The following is a 23410-nucleotide window of genomic DNA, read 5'->3' as shown; positions in this document are numbered from 1 at the left end:
TATTGTTTTTTTAAAAAGCTAATAATCTTCTCTTTACATTTGCGGAACAATTTTTTTACATTGCCATGAAAAATTTTTCCCCAAATCGTTTCAGGACTTCTTTGAGTTTTGCAATATTGTTGCTTCTTACGTTTTCAAACCATAATCTTTCTGCGCAGAATTTCACCAATAGTAATCTTCCGATTGTCATCATCAATACCGATGACGGGGAAGAAATTCGGATGATCCGCGTATTTTCGGCGACATGAAAATCATCTACAAGGGCGAAGGCGTACAAAATTACCTGACCGACCAAAATACACCGGCATTTCTGAATTATAACGGCCGAATCAGCATAGAAATTCGCGGTTCGAGTTCGCAGGCGTTGCCTAAAAAACCATACGGATTGACAACTTTAGAAGCTGACAACAGTACAAATAACAATGTAAGTTTACTCGGAATGCCTGCCGAAAACGACTGGATCCTGAACAGTCTTGCGTTTGACCCTTCGCTGATGCGCGATTACCTTTCGTATAATCTTTCGCGTCAAATCGGCAATTATGCGTCGAGAACTGCTTATTGTGAAGTGGTTATCAATGGTGAATATGTGGGTTTATACGTGCTTCAGGAAAAGATAAAAGCAGATTCTAACCGCGTTGATGTTACTAAAATTACGAATACGCAAAATACAATTCCTTTGGTTACGGGAGGTTATATTACAAAAGCAGATAAAACCACAGGTGGCGACCCGGTGGCGTGGAGCATGCCGTCATATACCGGTTGGGAGACGAATTTTATCCACGATTTGCCGAAGCCGGAGAACGTGACTTCACAGCAGAACTTCTACATACAAAATCAGTTTGCCAAACTCGCCATCACATCGAACACAAATAATGTTTCTTTTACAAATGGTTATCCTTCGATTATCGATGTGCCTACTTTTGTCGATTTCATGATTTCGAATGAATTGGCAAGCAACGCCGATGGATATGAGTTGAGCACCTACTTCCACAAAGACCGCAACGGAAAAATACAAGCCTGACCAATCTGGGATTTCAACCTCACCTATGGCAATGATTTATTTTTATGGGGATATGACCGAAGCCATTACGATGTATGGCAATTCAGCAACGGCGATAATGAAGGCGCGAAATTTTGGACGGATTTGTACAATAATGCCGAATTCAAATGCTACTTGTCTAAAAGATGGCATGATGTCACACAGCCCGGGCAACCGATGAACCTCACTTCGTTGCAAACTTTCATAGATAATACAAAAAATTATATCAGTCTGGCTGCTGCGCGTGAAAATCAAAAATGGGCACGGTTCCGAATATTTCCTCTGAAATTCAAAACCTTAAAACCTGGCTCAGTAACCGGATTAACTGGATGACCAATCAACTGGGGTCGTATTCGGCTTGCAGCAATGTTCCGGTTCCCTCGCTTGTGATTTGCAAAATCAATTACAATCCGGCCACCAATTCGACTTTTACCAACAGCAATGACCAGGAATTTATCGCCATCAAAAATACCGGAAATACGACCGTAAACCTGACCGGCGTTTATTTTCTCGGCACGGGATTCGTTTACCAGTTTCCGGCGAATCAGATGTTGCCTGCCAATACAACCACTTATCTTGCCAGCAAATCGACGGTTTTCCTGAACCGGTATGGTTTTGCTGCCAATGGCGAATTCACGCGCAATATGTCGAATAAAGATCAGGATATGATTTTGGCTGATGGCTTTGGGAATGTTATCGACCATGTTCATTATTACGACAGCACGCCATGGCCAAATGCAGACGGCAACGGGAGTTATCTTCAGCTGACAGATACTGCATTGGACAACAATCTGGCTTCAAGCTGGGTTGCGATGGACAATAATACATTAGGCACAGGTGATTTCGATTTTACAGCAGACGATACTTTACAAATTGCCCCAAATCCGGCGACAGATCTGTTACAGGTAAAAGCAGCAAAAACTATTTCTCAGATTGAAATTTCAGATGTTAACGGAAGAATCATCCGGCATGCTCACGCCCGACTCAAATGCCGTTGACATCAATATCAGCCAGTTTGCTTCGGGAATGTACATGATCAAAGTGACGTCTGAAGCACGCACTTCCGTACGTAAAATCATTGTGCATTAATGACTTACAGATAATTTTCGTAATATTGTAATTCACCAAAACGACACTATCATGGGACTAGGAGATTTTTTCAGGAATTTATTCGGCGGCAAAAAAGACAACCCAACTCAGGTGCCTGTCGGCGTAACTGTTGAAAAAGTAAAAGAAGAAGCTTCATCCGCTATCGAAAAAACAACTGATTTTGCAAAGGAGACTTATGAATCCGTCAAGTCCGAAATGGAAGAATTCGAGGAAACTGTAAAAGAAAAAACCACTGATATCGCCGAAAACGCAAAAGAAAAAGCCGATTTGGCCGAACAAAAACTCGAAGATGCAGCGCGCGATTTAAGGCACAACGCCGACGAAGAATCCGATTAAATTGCGTTAATTTTTAACTTCGCTTTAAAAAAATAAAATCATATAAGCAGTACATTTGCCTTCTGATTCCAAACCCGGAACAGAAGGCTTTTTTAATTATATGTTATGACATTATTTGTTTACCAGATTCCAACTTACGCGGAACAATTTATAAAATCTGTAGTCGATTATTGCCCAAAATTACTTTCGGCATTCCTCATCCTCTTTGTCGGTATTTACGCCATTCGCTTCATCAACAGGCTGATAAAAAAGATCATGGTAAAGCGCAATCTCGACCCGACTTTATCGAAATTCCTCGCCGATATTTTGATTTGGGTGTTGCGCGTGTTGCTTTTTATCTCGTTTATCTCAAAGCTTGGCATTGAAACTTCCTCGTTTGTTGCGATTTTAGGCGCTGCCGGATTGGCTGTCGGATTGTCGCTTCAGGGATCGCTTTCCAATTTTGCCGGCGGTATGCTCATCATCATGTTCAAGCCGTTTCGTGTCGGTGATACGATTGAGGCGCAAGGCGTTATCGGCACTGTTTCTGAAATACAGATTTTTGTCACCAAATTGATTACGGGCAATAACCAGACGATTTTTGTGCCGAACGGGATATTGTCAAACGGCACGATCACCAATTATTCTGTCGCCGGAACACGCCGCGCCGATTTGATTTTTTCTGTGGCTTATGATGCCGATTTGAAAACCGTAAAAAGCATCATTCTTAAAGTTTTAAATGATAATCCGAAAGTGCTTAAAGCGCCTGTTCCTACGGTCGCTGTAGCTGAATTGACTGACAGCTCCGTTAAACTCGCTGTACGTCCGTGGTCGTTGATTGGCGATTTTGGTGATGTTTGTTCGGATACTCTGGAAAATTGCAAGATTGAATTGTATAAAGCAGGGATCGAAATTCAGCCGTTTGTGAAGGAATCGTCGAAGAAATAAACATGCAAAGCTGTCAGAAAATGGCAGGTTTTTTTGTAGAATGTCCTAAAACAAAAAAGCTTCCCATTTCTGGAAAGCTTTTTTTTGTGCGGATAATAGGAGGAGAGCCTATAGTTTCTTAAGATTTATTAAAATTGTTTTATAGTTGCCAATCCCTTTATACATGGTAATTGACAGTTAATTAAATTTCCTGTAATTTTATTACATTAAGTAACATTATTCAAAAAGAGGGTATTTTTTGGGGTAAATGGCTTTCGTATATGATGCAAATTTTGTATTTATGTAAAAAGATTTAAACATGGCAAGCACTACCTTCAGAACAAAGACCGAAAACGACTGGAATAGCCTCTATTACAGATTTAAACAAGGAAAACAATTTGAAGCAGAACTATCAATAGGGGTTCAAGTACCGAAAGGCAGATGGTCACATTCTAAACAGGAGATTTTGGCAACTACGTTAATGGATTTCAAAAAAACTAACGCTCAACTTAAAGAGTTTAATATTTTCATTAATCGGGAATATCAAAATTCAAAATTAGTTGGAGAAATTCTTGCCCCTCGTGCTTGGCTTAAAGAGAAAATAAAAATATTTTTCAATCAGGAAACCTCAAATCCCGATATTGATAAAACAATCTTTCTAAGCAACTTCATTGATGCGTTTATGGAGGAGGCAAAGACAAAACGAACCAAAAAAAATACACCTGTAAAAAGCCGTACTGTTCAGCATTATCAAACTACTTTGAACAAAGTGAAAGATTATGAAATACACATAGGCAAAAGGATTAAATTACTTGATTTAAATTTAAAGTTTCATAATAGATTTATTGAATTTCTTGAATTTGAGCAGCATTTGAATCCTAACACAATTGGGGGCTACGTAGATGATATTAAATTATTCTGTAGCAACGCTGATAAAAAAGAATATCCCGTTTGTAAGGATTTTAAACTTACCGAATTCTACAGCCCCTCAAATGAAACAAGTGATATATATCTCAACGAAACAGACATTAAAAAGATTTTTGAAAAGGATTTTCCACAAGATTATTTAGACAATGCACGAGATTGGTTTATTATTGGACTTTGGACAGGATTAAGAGTTTCAGATTTATTAACCCTTGACAAATCCAACATTGACGGGGAATTTATTTTTCAAACAAATGCAAAGACAGATTACCCAACTATCATTCCAATACATGACCAAGTACAGAGCATTTTAGACAAACGAAAAGGAGATTTTCCTCGTCAGATTTCTGACCAAAAATTTAATATTTATATTAAGGAAGTTTGTAAAATAGCTAAAATATCCGAAGTAGTTTCAGGTTCAAAAGTAGTTCCGATAACCATCGAACGGAATGGAAAAAAGGAAATAATACATCGCAAAAAATTCGGCAAGTATGAGAAACATGAATTAGTTAGTTCGCATAGTTGCAGACGCTCGTTTGCGTCCAACCTGTACGGCAAAATTGATTCGTTAACTATAATGAAGATTACCGCCCATAAAACAGAATCACAATTTTTAAAGTATATAAAAATTACTCCGAAAGAATATGCACTAAAACTAAAACAGCACTGGAACAAGGTCAAATTTTAAAATATAGGAGGCGGTTGGGTAAAAACCTGCAATGCACCCCACTCTTTGAAGACCAACCCCATATACATACCCACATAAATATAAATTCCCGTATAGTATAAGTAACACAACAGTTGCATGAAAATTAAATCTTCAAAACACACAGTTTTAATCATTTTATAGGGTGTGTAGTCAGGTAGTTGGAAATATAAATTTTAATATTATATAGCTATCACTACCTCTGATGCGAAATTGAGCCATTATGAGAAAATGGTTTAAAAACAAGGATATGGGGAGGCTACCAATATAACTATGTAAGAGAATTAAAAAAGTTCTTTAAACTCAACACCTAAAGCATTTGAGATTTTCACCAATGTTTTAACTGTAGTGTTAATTCGGGCTTTCTCAATTCTCGTAATCTGAGATTTTGGTATATCACAATCATTGGCAAGATTCTCTTGTGAAAGATTTTTATTCTCACGCAGCATTTTTATGCGTAAGCCTAAATCAATCAAAAATTTGTCCTCTGAAATAACCATATACAAAGGTCATACGATTCAATAATTTTATTGGGAGCATCAATGCTCCCGTTAGATTAAAATCGTAAGTTTGTCATACTCACACAAACAAGCACTTATATGAAATATTTTTTAGCTCTTTTTTTATTCGGTATGATTTCATGTTCATCGACTGATGATAATAATCCTGAATCTCAACCAGAACCAAATAACCCAACGCCTCCCGTAATAAACACTACCGATATAGTTAATATCAATCCTCGTAATGCTACCAGTGGTGTAGAGGTTCCTTCATCTTTGGGTACATATTCTTACACAGAGAAAGGGATTTGTTGGAGTGTGGCTGAAAATCCTACCATTAACGATAATCATTCGGTCGAAAGCACAGAAATCTACTATTTAAATGATACAAATACTGGAATTCACATTTCAAATATTACCGAACTTACACCAAACGTTAAATATTATGTTCGGGCATATATTAAAAATATGAAAGTAGGAACAGGCACAGAATCAAATACGTTTGAAATTGTTTATGGAACAGAAAAAGCTTTCACAACTTTGACAGAAACAAGTTTACAGGTGGGCAGCCAATTCGCAGGAGGCACTATCGCCTATATTTTACAATCAGGAGATTATGGCTTTAACAGCAATGAAAAACATGGAATTATCGCTTACCCTTCAAATGCAGCAATTTATACTTGGGGATGTTCATCGCTATACATCGGGGCAAATGCCGACGGTATTGGAGCAGGAAAAAACAATACAAACAAAATAACAGACAAGTGTGGTCTTAATACTGCTGCTGGCAGATGTTATCGTTTAGCTGATTCTGGATATAATGATTGGTATCTTTCTACAAACGCAGACTTAGTGAAAATAAAAACGAATCTCTATGAAAATAACGTGGGAGGTTATACAAGCGGTTCGTATTGGACATCAACGGAAGTGACTGCAACAAGAGCAAAGTGTTTGAGTTTCGGAAGTGGTCAAACCGAAGATGAAAAATTTTTCATCTATAAAATAATTCCTGTTAGAACATTTTGATTAATAATTAAACTTTAAATCAAGGGTAATAAAATTTTTGAATTATGGGAAAGACAACACTTACATTAAACCAAGATTATTTTACTTCAGAAGTAACTGAAGCATTTTTATTGGACTTTGAAGAAGCCTGTAAAGGAATGGAACTGTCGAGTTTCACAGAGTTATTTATAAAATATGATTTAGAGTTTATCGAAGACTATAAAGAAGTTTTTGATTTAATTGCTGATATAATGACAAGTTGGAAAAACCCAGGGAGGCAACAAAATTGTTAGAGGTTTCGCAACACGATTCAAAATGTTTGTTTTGCAATATTGGTAAAGCAGTAAAGGTCTACAGTTGGACTTCTATACATCAAGATGCCAAACCGCCCATGAATAGAGTTGTTTACAAAAATAAGGTTGGGTTTTTCTTTGGATATGAGCAAAATCAATTACGTGAGTTTGGAGTTTGCAATGGCTATGTGAAATAACAAGTTTTAATTATGACATTTTAAAATGATATTGTATGTTTTGGAAAACTAAATCACCACAGCAAAAACTACAAGAAGAAATTGCTGAAATGTATCAAAATACCGTCAATTTAGCCTTGAATCAATCCTCAGAACCATTCATGCAAGCGACTTATGTACGGATGGCAATACAAACTTGTAATGATACTGCGAAAAGTAAAGTTGGTCTTTTAGCAAAAAAGTATAATTTATCTGAAGGAATAGTTTGGTCGATAATTGTCGATTCTAATAAATCTGCGATTGAATACTTCATCAAATAATTAAAAAGACAGAAACCCGCGAAAGGGCGGGTTCGTAGATACTCATACATTCAACAAATACTCCCTTTAAGCAGCATTTATATATTCTGATTCTGGGGAAGAATGGCATTCTAAAAGATGCCAAAACTTTTCAATCATGCTTTTCATTAAAGCGTTTTTAATTGTGTTAAGGTTATATTTTACACATAGAGCATGGAAGTCCTTTTTATGCCTTGATTGAATCTTTAATGACTTCGTTTCTTTCAAAATAATCCAGAAGTTTGGATTGGTATAACGATATAACTTCTCCCTATCCTCTATGGGCATCATTACGGCATCATAGTCGTCAATTATTGTACATTTCTTTACCTCTTCCATAAGAAATTTAAAGAGCCTTTCAATTACCGTCCTATTCTGTAAATCTTCGAGATTTTCAATCCCAAATTCTCTAAGTTTCCTCTTACTAAGAATTTTAAGTTCCACTCTGAGGATGTGCGCATTTACATGATATTGTTTTGACTTATTGTAAACTTTGAGATGGTAATCAGTTCGCTGAAATTCTTTGTAATCTCCCTTACCCCTAAACGGCAAATCTTTATTGTGGTCACGAAAATCGCACATCAACAAATGATTCTTTAAAAAACGTTGTGGATTCATAGGAATATGCATATTAAGTCCAATTTCCAATTGACTTATTGAAGTCCTTCCTGAAACATTGAAATAGGAAATAATTTCATTAATTATGGTAGTCATTTGACAAAAATTAAAATCGTCATAGTTTTGAGAGTTGTCCTCATCTATCAAATTTTCTAACTTATGGATGCTTCCTTTGATGTATGCCCTTTTTTCATTGATTACGACCTCCAGATTGCCCAACTTTCCCTTTTTGGGATAATCCTGTACCTCATTCGTCAAAAAGCTTTTAGAGGCTTTTAAATCAACTGTGCCGTCACTAAGAATAAAAGATTCAAAACTATCCTTTCCCGAAATGTAAAATTTAATATTATCTATCATTACGCAGCATTGTTAAGTTTATTCATTACTTCATTTCTAAGATAGAAAACCTTCCTTCCAATTTTGTGGGCTGGGAGTGTCGAATCATTATTCCAATGGAACAAAGTAGTAAAAGAAACTTTGAGTAATTTACTCGTTTCTTCTCTTGTAAGAAGTTCGTTGATTCCTTGTCCTGAAGGAACTTCTTCTACTGGGTTTGTTGTAAAACCTTCAAACGCTTCTCTAATTAGAGAAATGAACTCTTCTTTTGAAAAATCCACAAACTTTATAGTATTCTGTACCATAATTTAAGATGTGTTTTAGCCACTTCATCACGGTGGTTTTTGATTTGATAAAAAATTGTTTGGAGGGTGTTGCGCAAAACCATATTCCGAGGACAAAGTTAGGAGGCACGTTGCCTAAAAACCAGCACTTTATGAGCGTGTTAAAATCAATTTTACAGCGTGGCATTTGTAAGTTATTGATTTGAAATCTATTAAAAGTTAAGATAAAACAGTCTCAAAAATTTTAACATTTGAATTTAACATTTTAAGAATATTTAAGATTTGTATTGATTAAATTTTTAATTTTGATTCACCCCCGTAAGCTGCAAGTTAATTGTGGCTACGGGGTTTTGTATTTTAACTACTAACCAAAGCAAATAATTATGGAATTAAGAAAAATGATTATTCATGAAATAAAAAAGAGAGCGGAAGTACTGTTGCCGAATCAGTACTTTCAGACGAACTTATACCCGTCGATGAAAATTCTATAGCATTGATTACTGCACTTGCAGAGAGTTACAGAAGCGACAGAATAATTTATGCAATTTTTGATGATTCTGAAGGCAAATATTTTCCTGAGAAGTTTTTTGAATATAAGAATGGCGGGCGTTCTGATGATAGCTATGTGAATTTCAGCAGGCAAGTGATTGGAAATCTGCAAGGCATTATTCAACCAATCGGATTTGCAACTGGCGGATATTTTGTCTTCGCCGAATATGATTCTAACGGATATTCATTTAATTCGGTTTTTCTTATACGTGACGTAGAAGGAAAAATTTTGAATAAAACAGAACATTCATACAATATTGGCACAGTTGAGTATGTCGACACTAAGAATCTCGCAATGGCATGTCGAATTAACGAAACTCGTTTAGATGATGGCGAGCCAAATTATCTTTCATTCATACAACTTCGTCAGCAGGCTGTATCGGAATATTTCAAAAATTGGATTTCAATTCAGCAAATTGAAAGTAGTGGTCAATATACAAAAACCTTATATGATATAATTTCGGGCATTGAGCCTCCAATAGATGAGGAAACTGGCGAGCAGTATAGTGTTCCAACATTTAGAAATATGGTTTACAGTTATGCAATCGGTAGTGCTGGGGAACAATCAATGTAAGGGATATGAGCCAACACTTTTATGAAAATCCAGATATTATTTCAAACTATGCCGATGAGCACGAAATGGCATTAGATACCGAATTTAAATACAATAAAAGAGAATTGAGAAGATTTATCAAATTAGATGTGACCAGAGATGGTATTAGTTTAAAAGTTTCCAGAGGTACAGCTGATGAAAAAATTAGATTTTCGGATGCAGAACCAAATTTAGTCATTATAGATTCGCTGACCTTTGCAAATGCAATGAGAAATGAGCTAAATAATAACTAATGGAGGGGCTATTTAAACAATTATATGATATTTTCAAACAAGGTAATTCTAACATTATCATTGGAGATGCAGTAGAATTTGAGTATTCAGAAAGCACACAACAAATCCTAAATGAAAATAACATTTCCAACACTCATGTACGAAATGTACTTCGTGTCGATTTAGAAGATATGCCTTTTTTGATTTACGAGACATTTAATGATTACTTGAAAATTTCTGAAATTTCAAAGGGTAAAGATTGTCTGATACTAAATATATCTGGTTCCCCATATTCACTAATAGGAGCTGTAAACTATGTGGGATTCGAACTTGCAGTAAATAATTACTTTTTTTCAAATGCTAAATGTTTCGTCGAACTCATCAATTTTATAAAAAGCAAAGAATCCGAAGCTGAAGATGCTTTTCATTTCGTTGATTATGTAAATCAACCAGCCATGAAATTTGTATTTACAAGTTTAAGTGATAAGGGAAAAGTCATAGTTGAGTATGGAAAAAGTGTTAACGCAGTAGATGAAAAAACTGACTATCAACCTTTAATTTCCGAATTCAAGGCTTGCTTTAATGACGAAGGAACCCATCTTGCCAAATTTTTAAAAAGTGCAATAATTGATAATGCAAGCAGATATAAGCAAGATGAGCGAATGCTCAAAATCTTTGAGAATTTGAAACCTATTTTATATTCTGCAAAAATTAATTTCGAAATTTACATTAACAATTTGTCAATAGATAAAATTGTTAAAGAGTATGACGAATACAAATCGAAGTATTTTAAAGAGATTACCGAAATCTTAAATAATCTCACTCAAAAAATAATTGGACTTCCCTTATTATTGGCAGGAACATTATTTGCAATTGAAAAAATTAAGGATAGTCCATTATTTTTATGGGTTTTAATTGGTTCCGTAGCTGCAACAACATTTTACTTAATTGTTCTTTTAAAAATTAACTTTAAAGATTTAGCTCAAATAAAAGACACCGTTGAACAGGATTACAGAAAACTTATCGAAAATAATTTCTTTTTGAAATTTAAAGAAGAAAAGCAGCCGTTTGAGAAAATTAGAAAAAGGGCAATAGAAAAAATAAGATATCTGAATTCAATATGTGAATCTTACTATTGGATTTTAAGTGTATCAAATCTTTTTACAATCGGTCTCATGCTAACTTATCTAAATATCGATACTGGTATTATTGTTTTACTCATGTTTATTTCGGGACTTGCTACTATTCAATTCAGAACTTTTATAACTTCAAGTGTCGAAGATTAAAAAGCATTAAAAGAGACTCAACAAGATTGACTTTCTAAAACAGGGTAAAAGTTGGGGTATTTTAGCCAAAACAAAAAAGCTTATTTACTTTATAATCAAGTAAATAAGCTATATCGTTGGTGCGGATAATAGGACTCGAACCTACACGCCTTGCGGCACCAGATCCTAAGTCTGGCATGTCTACCAATTTCACCATATCCGCAAAATTGTCGATGAATGTTCATTCAATCGGAGTGCAAATATAAACATAACTTCCAACTTTCAAACAAAATAATCAAAAAAATATTCATGCGCTTTTTTGTACTTTTGAATTTCAAACCAATCAGCCACTTATGGAAAATATAAAAAAATACGTTCAGGACAACAAAGAACGTTTTATCGATGAACTCATAGAATTGCTCAAAATTCCGTCGGTAAGTGCCGATACCGCTTATTCACAGGATGTTATCGACACCGCAGATGCCGTAAAAACCAGCCTCGAAAAAGCCGGTTGTGATTTTGTGGAAATCTGCGATACGCCGGGTTACCCGATTGTTTATGGCGAAAAAACCATTGATAAAAATTTGCCGACCGTCCTCGTTTACGGACATTATGATGTGCAACCGCCGGATCCGATGGATTTATGGACATCGCCTCCTTTCGAGCCAGTCATCAAAAAAACAGAAATCCATCCTGAAGGCGCTATTTTCGCCCGCGGTTCCTGCGATGACAAAGGCCAGATGTACATGCACGTAAAAGCGTTGGAATATATGGTGCAGTCGAACACACTTCCGTGCAACGTAAAATTCATGATTGAAGGCGAAGAAGAAGTCGGCTCGAAAAGCCTCGGCTGGTTTGTCGAAAACAATCAGGAAAAGCTCAAATGCGATGTGATTTTGATTTCTGATACCGGAATGATTTCCAACCAACAGCCTTCCATTACAACCGGATTGCGCGGATTGAGTTATGTCGAAGTTGAAGTGACCGGTCCGAACCGCGACTTACATTCCGGATTGTACGGCGGTGCTGTTGCGAACCCAATCAATGTTTTAGCACAGATGATTGCTTCGCTTCACGACGAAAACAACCATATCACGATTCCGGGATTTTATGACAATGTAGAAGAATTGTCTCTCGAGGAAAGAGCAGAAATGGCCAAAGCGCCTTTCGACCTTGAAGCATACAAAAAAGCGCTCGACCTTAACGACATTTATGGTGAAAAGGGCTACGTGACCAACGAAAGAAATTCTATCCGGCCGACTTTAGACGTCAACGGCATTTGGGGCGGCTATACCGGCGAAGGTGCGAAAACCGTAATCGCAAGCAAGGCTTTCGCTAAAATTTCCATGCGCCTTGTTCCAAATCAGGATTGGCAGGAAATCACCGAACTGTTCACCAAACATTTCGAAAGCATCGCGCCAAGCGGCGTCACCGTAAAAGTAAAACCGCACCACGGCGGGCAAGGTTATGTCACACCAATTGACAGCATTGGCTATCAGGCGGCGAATAAAGCTTATACAGAAACCTTCGGCGTACCGGCAATTCCGGTGCGTTCTGGAGGCAGTATTCCGATTGTTGCATTGTTCGAAAAAGAACTCAAAAGCAAAACCATTTTGATGGGATTTGGCCTCGACAGCGACGCGATTCACTCGCCGAACGAGCATTTCGGGATTTTTAATTATCTAAAAGGCATCGAAACGATTCCGTTATTTTATAAATATTTCGTCGAGCTTTCGAAATAGTTTCAATAACACGAATTGCACGAATTTCCACAGATTAAAAATTCTAAATCTGTGGAAATTCGTGCAATTCGTGTTATTTTTCCCCATTCCAACCATTTCATAACTTATCCGCATCTTATAAGAAATACAATATTTTTCTTATGAGACACTTTCTTTTGTTATGTTTGATGAGCGGTTCTTTTTGCATAAATGCACAAAATTATGGAGGCACAATTACTTTTATAACAGCCGATAACGGAAGTCCGGCTGATTGGGTCATGGTGTATTCAGACAGCGGCCTGATGGGGTATCTGAATGCCGACGGAAAAGAAATCGTACCACCTATTTACGTCACGATTGACCCTTTCGGGGAATACCATGAAAACTGGGCAAAAGTGCAATCAGAAAACGGCAGAAGCGGTTTCATCAACCAAGACGGGCAAATCGTTGTGGAAGTAAAATATGACGAAATCGACAAATTCGGCGTTTATAAAGAAAACTGGGCGATGGTCAGTATTGATGGGAAATACGGCTTTATCGATACGGCCGGAAGAGAAGTCGTCAAGCCGCAATATGCAGAAATCCCTAAAAAGAAACAGTAATTAATGTCGGAAAGCGAACTCATAAAAGGTTGCCGGAAGCAGGATTCTAAAATCCAGAATCTTGTTTACAAAGCTTATGCGCCCAAGGTTTTCGGTATCTGCAAAAGGTACATGAAGGATCGCGAACGCGCAGAAGAAATGGTGATGAACGCATTCCTGAAGGTATTCCAGAAAATAAACCAGTTTAAAAGCGAAGGCAGTTTTGAAGGCTGGATTTTGCGGATTGCCGTGAATTGCTGTTTGATGGAATTGCGCAAGAAAACCAATTTCGAGGCCGAACTGAAACCTGACATCATCCAATTATCTGTAGAAAATACTGTGATGAATGATTTGGCGGAACGCGATATCGAAAAAATGCTGTCCATTTTGCCTGAAGGCGCGCGCATCGTCTTCAATTTATATGCCGTTGAAGGTTATAAACATGCTGAAATTGCCGAACAACTTGGCATTTCCGAAGGCACATCCAAATCACAACTGAATTATGCGAAGGAGAAACTCAAAAGAACTTTCTTCAATACCGATTCAAAAATCAACGAGTTATGAAAGATCCGGAATTATACGATTTTTTCAAAAAAGGAAGCGAAGCATTCGACGAAATGCCATCGGCTGACCTTTGGGGAAAAATCGATGCAGGCCTGAAAGAAGGCAAAAAAGCAAAATCGGCACAATCGCTTCTGATTAAAATCTTACTTTTATTAGCTGCCGCAGCTTTAACGGCTTGGATTTATTTTGAATTGACTAAAGAAAATAGTGCTTTCCCAAAGGAAATAAAAAATACGATTCCGCTAATCGAAATTAAAACTGAAACAGCAGATACCTTGAGAAAAGTCGACAGTATAAATGAATCTCAAATGCTTCAGGAAAATCCGAAAGCCATAATTTCTAAACCAAAAATTACCGCAGCAGCACCGGAAGTACAAGTTGTGGAAGAAAACGAATTATACGCATGGCCTGCAACAAAATCCGAAGATCCGGTTAATCAAAACGAAGTGATAGCTGCCAAAAAAGAAGATATTGCTGAAACCACTGTCTTCAAAAACCGGATTGTCATGCGCACTACCAAAAAACTAACGGATGCGCAATATGATGAACTTATCGCCAATGCCATCGAAAAAAGCAAAGACAACTATGGCATGATGCTGATTGTCATTGCGTCGGGACGGCCTGCATATCGCAAGGTCATTCCGGGAAATAAGTTAAAAGTCGAAACAACTGTAAAGAAAGTCGGATGGGATACAGCGCAATACACAAAATTAACAGGCACTAATGAAATTTACTTCGACGCAATAGTAAAAAACCAGCAAAATCTTGATGTCAGACCTGACTTTCCGGGGGGCATAAATGCTTTCTACGATTTCGTCCAAAAGAATTTCCACACTCCGGATGAAGATGTTTCCGGAAAAATTATGGTACAGTTTACTGTCGAAATTGATGGCTCTTTATCTGACATAACTGTATTAAAGGATTTAGGTCACGGCACAAAAGAAGAAGCGATAAGGGTTTTTAAAAGTTCACCGAAATGGATTCCGGGCTATTTGAAAGGAAAACCTGTGCGGGTTTTGTATTCCGTTCCGATTATGATAAAGGCTCAGCAATAAAAAATTAAAATAATTTGCGTATTTAAAATTTAAATCTACATTTGTAGAATAAATTCTAAAAACGTAGAGCAATGCAATTATCCAATTCAGAAGAACAATTAATGGAGCATCTCTGGAAACTTGAAAAAGCTTTCATGAAGTGACCTGCTCGAAGCCTATCCCGAACCCAAACCCGCAACCACAACCGTTGCCACTTTGCTGAAACGCATGATTGACAAGCATTTTGTCGCTTATAACGAATTCGGCAATTCGCGTGAATATTATCCGCTCGTAGCGAAATCAGATTATTTTTCGAAACACGTAAACGGACTCATACGTAATTTCTTCAACAATTCCGCCTCACAATTTGCTTCTTTCTTTACGACCGAAACCAATCTTTCGGCTGCAGAACTTGAAGAGCTCCGCAAAATTATCGACCGTCAAATCGAAAAACAGCAACAATGAACGACTTCCTGATCAAATCGGCCATCAGCGCTATTGTGCTGCTCGCGGCTTATTATTTGTTTCTCGAAAGGGAAAAAATGCACCGTTTCAATCGGTTTTATCTTTTGGGAAGTATTGTGGTTTCACTGGTAATTCCGTTTATTTCCATCGAAATCATTCAAACTATTGAGATGCCGGCAATGCCGACTCCGATGCCGTTTCAAATGACAGCGCCAATTGAAGAAGAAATCGATTTTACGCCTTATGTCATCGCGGGAATTTATGCTGTCGTGACGTTATTCTTTACCATCAGGTTTGGGCGCAATCTTTCAAAAATCATCCGAAAAGAAAAATCAGCAGAAAAGATTTCCTATAAAAATGCAACTTTGGCTTTGGTTGATGAAAATACGCTTCCGCATACTTTCGGCAATACGATTTTCATCAACAAAACCGATTATGAAAACCGCAATATCGAAGAAGAATTGTACTTGCATGAACTCACGCATGTAACGCAGAAACACACTTGGGATATTATTTTTATCGAAATCGTAAAAACAATTTTCTGGTTCAATCCGATTTTCATTTTTTATAAAAAAGCGATTCAACTTAATCATGAGTTTCTGGCTGACGAAAAGGTTGTCAAAGCACGCAACGACGTTCCATTTTACCAGAAATTGCTGTTGTCTAAAACGAATTATCCAGAAATAGAACTCGCCAGCAGCCTCAATTATTCCTTAACCAAAAAACGACTGATTATGATGACAAAGACCACTTCCGCGACTGCGGCATTGCTCAGAAAAATGATGATTGTACCATTGCTTTCAGGATTGATTTTCTTTTTGTGCACTGAAACGGTTGCACAGCAAAAACAACCAACCAAGGCGAATCAAAGTCCGGAAGCAAAGGCTGATTACCGAAAAAAACAGGATGAATATTTCGCCGGTACAAGAATTATCGCCTACAAATCCGGCGTAATGACCACTTTAGGAAAAACGGAAGGCAAAGATATCGTTCTGGACAAACGCTACGAAGATCTGACCGAGGATGAACACAAAAAATATGAACCAATGCTTATCGTTCGTGAACCTTTGCAAAAAAAATCACCTACTAAACAAGAGCTTGACGGTTTTAAAAATGCTAAAAAATATGCCATTTGGATAGATGAAAAAAACGTACCCAATTCAGAACTTTCAAAATACAAGCCTATTGAAATCGCCTATTTCTCCGGAAGCGTAATCCTGAAAAATGCGCGAACAAAAAAACACCCGCAACCTTTCCAATACTGGTTTTATACCCAATCTTATTTTGACGAACACGATATTGGAAAAAGAGAAAAAATACGCCGGCGACAAAATCGAAATATTTGAAAGTGTATCGTTATCTAAAAACTTTAAAACCGGCCTTCCTGAAAAAGAAACGGTAATTTCCAACGAAAAACCAGCAACGCAGGATTTCCAGGACGATAAAGTCTACACCGAATCCGATGAACGGCCGGAACCAAAAAACGGCATGGCAAAATTCTACGAAGAATTCATGAAAGACTTCAAGGTTTCTCCTGAAATAAAAGGAACAGCGCGCATTTACATCCAATTCATCGTCGAGAAAGACGGCGCGATTTCCAACACAAAAGTCCTGCGCGACGCCGGGTTCAACAGCGGTGATGAAGCCGTGAGAGTCCTCAAAACCACGCAGTGGAATCCAGGGAAAGTCAATGGCAAAACCGTAAGGGTCATGTTTACATTACCAATTTCAATCGTTCAACAATAAATCCAATCTTATGAAAACAAAAAACATTTACTTTTTAACCGCCATTTTTGCACTCATCAGCGGCGGTATTTATGCACAGGAAGCGCCTTCAGCAAACAAAGGCGAAACTGCCGACGAATCAATTTATAACTCGGTCGAAGTAAGGCCTGATTTTCCAGGGGGCATGAAGAAGTTTTATGAATTTGTCGCCAATAACTACGAAACGCCCAAAGGCTTTAAGGGCAATGGAATGGTAATGTTGCAGTTCATCGTGGAAAAAGACGGCACTTTATCCGGTATCAAAGTCTTGAAAGACCCGGGCGCAGGTGCCGGTGATGAAGCGGTAGAGTGCTTAAAGCCAGTCCGCAATGGAAACCCGGCATTCAGAACGGCAGACCGGTAAGGGTGTTGTATACGTTGCCTATTTCTATAAAGGAAAAAAAATAAAATTTCAAATCCACTTTACGGTGGATTTTTTTATGGCGTTCTCTTTCAGACCTAACAGGTTTTAAAACCTGTTAGGTTTCCGTAAAACAAATTAAACCAGCGATTTACAACATAATAAAATTTTTGGCGTTAAATTTGTAAACATCAATCATCACCCGAGGCGAAGCCGAACTGTTTGGAGCGCAGCGGAGAAAATCAATATTAATCAATCATGAAAAAATTCTTCATCCTGTGTTCGGGAGCCGACAAAAACTCCTCGAAACCTGTTCCGAAGGCGAACAGACCAAATTCGCCGGCATCGGTGCGACCGTTTTCTTCACTGCCGTCATGGCTTTTATTGCGAGTGCTTATGCGCTTTTTACAGTTTTTGATAACATTTCGCCCGCCATCGCATTCGGGGTTGTCTGGGGTTTATTAATCTTCAATCTTGACCGTTTCATCGTTTCGACAATTCGCAAACGCGATAAATTTTCAAGTGAATTATTGCAGGCAACACCAAGGATTATCTTAGCGGTTATCATTGCCATCGTCATCTCAAAACCTTTGGAAATCAAGATTTTTGAAAAAGAAATCGACACGGTTTTATTAAAGGAAAAAAATGCGATGGCGCTCAATAACAAAAAAGAAGTTGCCGGTTATTTCAAGTCGGATCTCGATAAAAACAAAGCCGAAATTGACAGCCTCAAATCTGAAATCACAAAAAAGGAAAAAGAAGTCAACACTTTATACGAAACCTACATCACCGAAGCTGAAGGTACAAAAGGCACGATGAAACTCGGCAAAGGCCGGTTTTCAAAGAAAAAATTGCCAAGCACAATCTCGCCAAAGCCGAATTGGATACAATACGCAAAAACAATCTTGCGAAAATAGCCGAGAAAGAAGCCAAAACCAAAACGCTACAGGCGGATCTTGACAAAAAAGTAGCCGACACCCAACCGATCATCGATGGTTTCGATGGATTGATGGCACGCATCAACGCACTTGGAAAACTGCCGCAATTCCCGTCGATATTCATCATGTTGCTGTTTCTCGCGATTGAAACTTCACCAATTATTGCCAAATTGCTTTCCCCGAAAGGCGAATATGATTTTAAGCTCGAAGATCTCGAAACCGCTTTAAAAGCAACGTTGGCGCAGGACAAATACCAGCGTGATTTGCTCGTGAAAACCAGCGCGTCGATGCACGACAAAGTTTACGCCGATATTGCAGAAGACAAGGGTTTGTATCATTTACAACGCCAAAAAGCTACGGAATTGCTGGAATTGCAGGCGCATAATTTTGTAGAAAAGCAAAAGAGAACTTTATAAAAGTTAACCGCAAAATGCGCAAGGTTTTTCGCTAAGAACGCAAAAAACCCAACATCGATATGTTGGGTTTTTCTTTATCTACAAGTTTTTTTAGTTTTTGCGTGCTTTGCGAAAAACTTTGCGTCTTCGGTAAAAATTACATATGACTAAGGATTTCTTTCTTCAAAGCATCATATTCGCCTTGCAAAATCAATCCGTTGTCTAATAATTTTTTATAATTCTGCAGTTTTTCGAACAATTCTTCGTTTGATAGTTCTGCCAATGTGCGCTCGACCTTGCCTTCTGCCTGTTGGTTTGCTGCCAAATCCGGCGACGAAAATTCAGGTTGCGCGATGGGCATTATTTCGGCGAAATCGGTTACTTCTTCGGTTTCCATTTCTTCAACCGCCTCGATTACTTCTGCTGCTTCAGCAGGAATTTCGGCAACTTCGACTTCGTCTTTGATTGTTGGCGTTTCAAAAGCTACGGAAACTTCGGCAATTGGTCCGTTTTTTAAAATATCGAGTTGTTCTTTTGAAAAAGTATATAATTTTCTCGCTTGTGTTTTCGGGATATAATCAATAGAAATCGACAAATCGGTTTTGGTCGTAAACGAAACTTCAGAGCCTAAAATATTCTCTTTTACAAAAACACTTTCGATATCATCCCAGGTATAATCGTTGAAATCCATTGACAATCCGAGGTTTTTCGGACTGCACAAAATGATTCTTTTATTCGTCACCACCAAACTGTCGGGGAAAACTGTAACCGGCTTTTTCTGTACGCCGATGTAGCCAATTTCTTCGCCTTTCATCAAAAGGTCGTTGAGTTTTGAAGTGATTTTTTCTACTGCTTTCGGATCCTGCTCTTCGTTCAGGAATTTTTTGAGTTGTTCGTTCATGGTGCTGTTAGCTAATTTGCCGGATTGGTGCAAAAGTAATGCCTAATTGTCTAATTGCCAATTTCGGCCTGCAATTTTTTGGTCAGGCTTTTGAAAACCAGCCCGTAAGAATCGGTGATGAGTTCCTTCAGTAATTTGTCTGGAACATCGGCATTGATTTTTACGGTGTTCCAATGCGTTTTGCTCATGTGCCAGCCTGGGTTGATACCGTCGTATTCGGCGCGGAGTTCTTCGGCTTTGTCCGGGTCACATTTGAGATTTACCGACGGATTTCCTTTTTCCCATTCAGATAAAGAAGAAAGTGCAAACATTTTACCGCCAACTTTAAAAACCAAAGTGTCTTCATCGAACGGAAAATGTTCGGTAACGCCTTTTTTGGCAAGACAAAAGTCGAAATATTGCTGGATGTTCACCTAAATAGAATATAAAATTGGCTTGCTCGGACTTGCGTCGTTTTCAAAAGACGCGATTTGCAGGTTCAGCAGGTAAGTTCCGTCGGGAATTTCATCAGGAACAAAAATCAATTCCGTAATCGTACAATCCAAACGTGCATCGTCATTGAGATTATCTACATCTTTTACATTCCAGAATGCTTTGTGCGCTAATAATTTTCCTTCGTCATGCTCTTTATCAACACTCGGCAAATCAATCAGCAAATGCTTGATTCCGAGTTCGCGAATGTATGCCGCAGCAGATTCATGCAGGTAAGGCGGATTCGTATGCGAATATTTTCGTGATAATTTATCATTCCCGTTAGGCAAAGTCCTGATTACAATCGCTTCCGGATGTTTGCCTTCAAGCGCCGCCATGATCTGGATTTTCGTAATCACGCGGTCTTCTTCCTGCTGATACGGATTCAGTGTTACCAATTCTGCCAAAAAGGAAAACGATTGTAACGATTGGTTGATGCTGTAAAACCCGCGCGTGATATGCCCAAGCATTCGGTGTGCGTGCCATGTCCGTGCGGATTGAAGAAGATATTGTTGAAATTCGTAGATGATTTTCCTTCAGAGACTTTTCCGATCCAGTCGCCAGAAACTACCGGTTCAATCACAGGTTTTTCAAGGTACCATGCAATTGGATTGGCGTCGGTGTTGGTTAACGGAATCGAAATGTCGATTGGTTTTGAAAAATCGACTTCAAAGGATTTGTTGTTATGTTGGATTTTTGCTTTCATATTTTACCGCAAAGTGCGCAAAGTTTTACGCAAAGGCCGCTAAGTTTATAGGTTATTTACAATTCTTTTAATTCCTTTTTTATCAAAATTACATTAAAATTCATCAACAGACCCAACTTGCAATTCGTAAGTTTTAGATAAGTCAGAAGTTGAGCAAAGTGAACGTCATTAAGTGCCTCGACAATTTTTTTTCTAAGATCAGTTTATTCTCAATCATAATATCGATGCGATAGCCAACATCGAGACGCACCTCCTCATAAACTAATGGTAAAGCTTTTTGCTTTTCGATAAAAAGACCTGATTTTTTTATTTCATAAAACAGACACTTCTCATAAGCGCTTTCCAGTAATCCTTAACCAAGATTTTGATGCACTTTTAAAGCACAATTAAAAACGATTCGTGACAATTCGTTTTCTGACATAGTTGTATGGCGTATAATATTAAAGTCCTTGCGAACTTGGCGTAAAACTTTGCGAACCTTGCGGTTAGCCTAATCCAAATTTACCAAAAATAAATCTGATGCAATTCCGTCTGAGAGAAACTTTCCCTTTTTGGTAGTTTTGAGCGTATCATTTTCTATCGTTAATTTCTCGTCATCAATATATTTTTGTGCATTTGCAATAAGATAATCGAGGATTTTTTTTCCGAATTCATTTTCAATCCGCGAAAGCGAAATACCCCAAATGGTGCGCAATCCGGTCATGATGTATTCGTTGTAACGGTCGTTTTGGGTGAGGATTTCTGTTTCTGACGGTAATTTTCCGATTGCAATTTCTTTCAGATAAATCGAGTTGTTGGCGATGTTCCAACTTCTTGAAATGCCGTCATAACTGTGCGCAGATGGCCCGATTCCGAGGTATTTTTTGCCCAGCCAGTAAGCTGAATTGTTCCTTGAAAAATAATTTTCCTTTGCAAAATTCGATAACTCGTAATGTACAAAGCTATTCGCTTCAAGCGCTTCGACTAAAATTTCAAAATGTTCCTGCGCAACATCGTCTTTAGGCGCATCAATTTTTCCGGTTTGGATGAGTTTTTTGAGTGCAGTTTTCGGCTCGACCGTAAGTGCATAACTTGAAATGTGCGGAATCCCGAAAGACAAAGCCGTTTCGATATTTTCACGCCATTTTTCGTTGCTCATTCCGGGAATTCCGTAAATCAAATCCAATGAGATATTATCGAAATACTGCGTTGCAATTTCGAGGCTTTGTTTCGCTTCTGCTGCATTGTGCGCGCGGTTCATCATTTTCAAATCGTCTTCAAAAAATGACTGGATGCCAATACTTAAGCGATTGATTGGCGTTTCGGCCAGCGTTTTGATTCGGGATTCCGATAAATCATCCGGATTGGCTTCTAATGTGATTTCAGGCGCGGAAGTGACATTGTAATTTTCATAAACTGATTGTATCAGGAAATTGATTTCGCCATTGGAAAGCACGCTTGGCGTACCGCCGCCAAAATAAATTGTTTCGATGGTTTCATCTTTAAATTCACTTTTGCGAAGCTGCATTTCTTTGGCCAAAGCCAAAACCATCGCGTCCTTATTCTTCATTGAAGTCGAAAAATGGAAGTCGCAATAATGGCAGGCTTGCTTGCAGAACGGGATGTGGATGTAGATTCCGGAACATATTAATTAGACAATTGGATAATTAGAAAATGAGATAATTGAAATGTACTATCAGAATGCGTTTAGTTGTTATAATATCGAATTGCCATTTTCTAATTTTCTCATTTTCTAATTTTTTCCTCATTTTGCTTCACAAAAGCATCCCAGCCCGAATAACTTTTGCTGCCAATCACTTTTCCCGAATTGAAAAAATGGCAAACCGCCGCTGCAAGCCCGTCGGTACTGTCGAGGTTTTTAGGCAGTTCTTTCAATCCTAAAAGCTGCTGCAGCATTTTGGCAACTTGTTCCTTGCTCGCGTTTCCGTTGCCGGTAATGGCCATTTTTATTTTTTTGGGTTCGTATTCTGTAATAGGGATTTGCCGCGACAAACCAGCTGCCATCGCGACGCCTTGTGCCCTTCCGAGCTTTAACATCGATTGTACGTTTTTGCCGAAAAATGGCGCCTCAATCGCAATTTCATCGGGATGGTGCGTTTCAATCAATTCGATGGTGCGTTCAAAAATGACTTTGAGTTTGGTGTAATGGTCGTCGTATTTGCCGAGAATCAGTTCGTTCAACTGGATGAATTGCATGGTCTTCCCGACAACTTTGATCAGCCCGAAGCCCATGATGGTCGTTCCCGGATCGATTCCCAATATGATGCGCTCGTTTGCCAATTTTAATTTGTTATTTTGC

Annotated in this window: 26 protein-coding genes, 1 tRNA gene and 5 pseudogenes; 22 read left to right on the top strand and 10 right to left on the bottom strand. The window is 38.1% G+C overall.

What is annotated here, in order from left to right; genetic code table 11:
* Positions 1-65: 65 nt before the first annotated feature.
* The 7 genes from ACSLFW_RS05885 to ACSLFW_RS05855 all read left to right on the top strand — a co-directional run bounded on the left by ACSLFW_RS05885 (position 66) and on the right by ACSLFW_RS05855 (position 5003).
* The gene (locus ACSLFW_RS05885; protein WP_436555012.1) at positions 66-248 is read left to right on the top strand and encodes a hypothetical protein; all 183 of its coding nucleotides are present in this window, start codon (positions 66-68) and stop codon (positions 246-248) included.
* Positions 245-1021, top strand: coding sequence for a CotH kinase family protein (locus ACSLFW_RS05880; protein ID WP_436555011.1), 777 nt, complete (start codon positions 245-247; stop codon positions 1019-1021). Before ACSLFW_RS05885 ends, ACSLFW_RS05880 begins: the two co-directional genes overlap by 4 nt.
* Before the next feature lie 275 nt (positions 1022-1296).
* Complete coding sequence (locus ACSLFW_RS05875; protein ID WP_436555010.1) at positions 1297-2037, top strand: lamin tail domain-containing protein; 741 nt, start codon at positions 1297-1299, stop codon at positions 2035-2037.
* On the top strand, positions 2009-2128 hold the full coding sequence (locus tag ACSLFW_RS05870) for a T9SS type A sorting domain-containing protein (RefSeq protein WP_436555009.1): 120 nt from the start codon (positions 2009-2011) through the stop codon (positions 2126-2128). Before ACSLFW_RS05875 ends, ACSLFW_RS05870 begins: the two co-directional genes overlap by 29 nt.
* 51 nt (positions 2129-2179) lie before the next feature.
* Positions 2180-2485, top strand: coding sequence for a hypothetical protein (locus ACSLFW_RS05865; protein WP_436555008.1), 306 nt, complete (start codon positions 2180-2182; stop codon positions 2483-2485).
* Between the two features lie 105 nt (positions 2486-2590).
* On the top strand, positions 2591-3412 hold the full coding sequence (locus ACSLFW_RS05860) for a mechanosensitive ion channel family protein (protein ID WP_436555007.1): 822 nt from the start codon (positions 2591-2593) through the stop codon (positions 3410-3412).
* Between the two features lie 298 nt (positions 3413-3710).
* Positions 3711-5003 (top strand): phage integrase SAM-like domain-containing protein, encoded by a 1293-nt coding sequence (locus ACSLFW_RS05855; protein ID WP_436555006.1) that lies wholly within the window; start codon positions 3711-3713, stop codon positions 5001-5003.
* A gap of 302 nt (positions 5004-5305) precedes the next feature.
* Here the strand turns inward: ACSLFW_RS05855 and ACSLFW_RS05850 are convergent, their stop codons facing one another.
* A complete protein-coding gene (locus tag ACSLFW_RS05850) occupies positions 5306-5497 on the bottom strand; it encodes a helix-turn-helix domain-containing protein (protein WP_436555005.1) in 192 nt (63 codons plus the stop codon).
* 123 nt (positions 5498-5620) lie between these two features.
* Here ACSLFW_RS05850 and ACSLFW_RS05845 point away from each other — a divergent pair, with 123 nt between their 5' ends.
* The 3 genes from ACSLFW_RS05845 to ACSLFW_RS05835 all read left to right on the top strand — a co-directional run bounded on the left by ACSLFW_RS05845 (position 5621) and on the right by ACSLFW_RS05835 (position 7315).
* The gene (locus ACSLFW_RS05845) at positions 5621-6547 is read left to right on the top strand and encodes a hypothetical protein (protein ID WP_436555004.1); all 927 of its coding nucleotides are present in this window, start codon (positions 5621-5623) and stop codon (positions 6545-6547) included.
* 44 nt (positions 6548-6591) lie between these two features.
* Positions 6592-6819 carry a hypothetical protein gene (locus tag ACSLFW_RS05840; RefSeq protein ID WP_436555003.1) on the top strand — a complete coding sequence of 76 codons (228 nt, stop codon included), beginning with the start codon at positions 6592-6594 and terminating at the stop codon, positions 6817-6819.
* Between the two features lie 232 nt (positions 6820-7051).
* Positions 7052-7315, top strand: a complete 264-nt coding sequence (locus ACSLFW_RS05835; protein WP_436555002.1) for a hypothetical protein — start codon at positions 7052-7054, stop codon at positions 7313-7315.
* A gap of 66 nt (positions 7316-7381) precedes the next feature.
* Here the strand turns inward: ACSLFW_RS05835 and ACSLFW_RS05830 are convergent, their stop codons facing one another.
* Both ACSLFW_RS05830 and ACSLFW_RS05825 read right to left on the bottom strand, forming a co-directional pair.
* Entirely contained in the window at positions 7382-8308 is a 927-nt protein-coding gene (locus ACSLFW_RS05830; protein ID WP_436555001.1) for a hypothetical protein, read from the bottom strand.
* Positions 8308-8592 carry a helix-turn-helix domain-containing protein gene (locus ACSLFW_RS05825; RefSeq protein ID WP_436555000.1) on the bottom strand — a complete coding sequence of 95 codons (285 nt, stop codon included), beginning with the start codon at positions 8590-8592 and terminating at the stop codon, positions 8308-8310. The genes ACSLFW_RS05830 and ACSLFW_RS05825 overlap by 1 nt, the downstream gene beginning before the upstream one ends.
* A gap of 418 nt (positions 8593-9010) precedes the next feature.
* On the opposite strand from ACSLFW_RS05825, the pseudogene ACSLFW_RS05820 reads away from it, so the two are divergent.
* The 3 genes and pseudogenes from ACSLFW_RS05820 to ACSLFW_RS05810 form a co-directional block, all read left to right on the top strand.
* A pseudogene (locus ACSLFW_RS05820) lies at positions 9011-9694 on the top strand (nucleoid-associated protein); the annotation flags it as partial.
* Between the two features lie 5 nt (positions 9695-9699).
* Positions 9700-9966 carry a hypothetical protein gene (locus tag ACSLFW_RS05815; protein ID WP_436554999.1) on the top strand — a complete coding sequence of 89 codons (267 nt, stop codon included), beginning with the start codon at positions 9700-9702 and terminating at the stop codon, positions 9964-9966.
* Positions 9966-11231 (top strand): hypothetical protein, encoded by a 1266-nt coding sequence (locus ACSLFW_RS05810; RefSeq protein ID WP_436554998.1) that lies wholly within the window; start codon positions 9966-9968, stop codon positions 11229-11231. The genes ACSLFW_RS05815 and ACSLFW_RS05810 overlap by 1 nt, the downstream gene beginning before the upstream one ends.
* A 117-nt stretch (positions 11232-11348) precedes the next feature.
* Here ACSLFW_RS05810 and ACSLFW_RS05805 read toward each other — a convergent pair.
* Positions 11349-11433 (bottom strand) — tRNA-Leu (locus ACSLFW_RS05805).
* 130 nt (positions 11434-11563) lie between these two features.
* On the opposite strand from ACSLFW_RS05805, the gene ACSLFW_RS05800 reads away from it, so the two are divergent.
* The 9 genes and pseudogenes from ACSLFW_RS05800 (at position 11564) to ACSLFW_RS05760 (ending at position 19054) form a co-directional block, all read left to right on the top strand.
* The gene (locus ACSLFW_RS05800; RefSeq protein ID WP_436554997.1) at positions 11564-12952 is read left to right on the top strand and encodes a dipeptidase; all 1389 of its coding nucleotides are present in this window, start codon (positions 11564-11566) and stop codon (positions 12950-12952) included.
* A 140-nt stretch (positions 12953-13092) separates the two neighbouring features.
* Positions 13093-13533, top strand: a complete 441-nt coding sequence (locus tag ACSLFW_RS05795) for a WG repeat-containing protein (protein WP_436554996.1) — start codon at positions 13093-13095, stop codon at positions 13531-13533.
* 3 nt (positions 13534-13536) lie between these two features.
* Positions 13537-14076 carry an RNA polymerase sigma factor gene (locus tag ACSLFW_RS05790; protein ID WP_436554995.1) on the top strand — a complete coding sequence of 180 codons (540 nt, stop codon included), beginning with the start codon at positions 13537-13539 and terminating at the stop codon, positions 14074-14076.
* Positions 14073-15131 (top strand): energy transducer TonB, encoded by a 1059-nt coding sequence (locus ACSLFW_RS05785; protein WP_436554994.1) that lies wholly within the window; start codon positions 14073-14075, stop codon positions 15129-15131. Before ACSLFW_RS05790 ends, ACSLFW_RS05785 begins: the two co-directional genes overlap by 4 nt.
* A gap of 71 nt (positions 15132-15202) precedes the next feature.
* Positions 15203-15575 (top strand): annotated as a pseudogene (locus ACSLFW_RS05780) (BlaI/MecI/CopY family transcriptional regulator).
* Positions 15572-16921, top strand: a complete 1350-nt coding sequence (locus ACSLFW_RS05775; protein WP_436554993.1) for a M56 family metallopeptidase — start codon at positions 15572-15574, stop codon at positions 16919-16921. The pseudogene ACSLFW_RS05780 and the gene ACSLFW_RS05775 overlap by 4 nt, the downstream one beginning before the upstream one ends.
* Positions 16875-17321 carry an energy transducer TonB gene (locus tag ACSLFW_RS05770; RefSeq protein ID WP_436554992.1) on the top strand — a complete coding sequence of 149 codons (447 nt, stop codon included), beginning with the start codon at positions 16875-16877 and terminating at the stop codon, positions 17319-17321. The genes ACSLFW_RS05775 and ACSLFW_RS05770 overlap by 47 nt, the downstream gene beginning before the upstream one ends.
* Before the next feature lie 10 nt (positions 17322-17331).
* Positions 17332-17703 carry an energy transducer TonB gene (locus ACSLFW_RS05765; RefSeq protein ID WP_436554991.1) on the top strand — a complete coding sequence of 124 codons (372 nt, stop codon included), beginning with the start codon at positions 17332-17334 and terminating at the stop codon, positions 17701-17703.
* A gap of 275 nt (positions 17704-17978) precedes the next feature.
* Positions 17979-19054: pseudogene (locus ACSLFW_RS05760) on the top strand (DUF4407 domain-containing protein).
* Between the two features lie 136 nt (positions 19055-19190).
* Here ACSLFW_RS05760 and ACSLFW_RS05755 read toward each other — a convergent pair.
* The 6 genes and pseudogenes from ACSLFW_RS05755 to ruvC form a co-directional block, all read right to left on the bottom strand.
* Positions 19191-19934, bottom strand: coding sequence for a PH domain-containing protein (locus ACSLFW_RS05755; RefSeq protein WP_436554990.1), 744 nt, complete (start codon positions 19932-19934; stop codon positions 19191-19193).
* A gap of 50 nt (positions 19935-19984) precedes the next feature.
* A complete protein-coding gene (locus ACSLFW_RS05750; RefSeq protein WP_436554989.1) occupies positions 19985-20347 on the bottom strand; it encodes an MmcQ/YjbR family DNA-binding protein in 363 nt (120 codons plus the stop codon).
* Positions 20348-21111: pseudogene (locus ACSLFW_RS05745) on the bottom strand (cyclase family protein). It abuts the gene before it with no gap.
* A gap of 56 nt (positions 21112-21167) precedes the next feature.
* Positions 21168-21421: pseudogene (locus ACSLFW_RS05740) on the bottom strand (GxxExxY protein).
* A 180-nt stretch (positions 21422-21601) separates the two neighbouring features.
* Positions 21602-22720, bottom strand: coding sequence for a radical SAM family heme chaperone HemW (gene hemW, locus ACSLFW_RS05735; RefSeq protein WP_436557384.1), 1119 nt, complete (start codon positions 22718-22720; stop codon positions 21602-21604).
* Between the two features lie 116 nt (positions 22721-22836).
* A complete protein-coding gene (gene ruvC / locus ACSLFW_RS05730) occupies positions 22837-23391 on the bottom strand; it encodes a crossover junction endodeoxyribonuclease RuvC (RefSeq protein WP_436554988.1) in 555 nt (184 codons plus the stop codon).
* Positions 23392-23410: the final 19 nt, after the last annotated feature.

It is taken from the genome of Flavobacterium sp. 3HN19-14 (assembly GCF_051373205.1).
Taxonomy (GTDB): Bacteria; Bacteroidota; Bacteroidia; order Flavobacteriales; family Flavobacteriaceae; genus Flavobacterium.
This window is presented reverse-complemented; position numbering and strand designations above follow the sequence as displayed.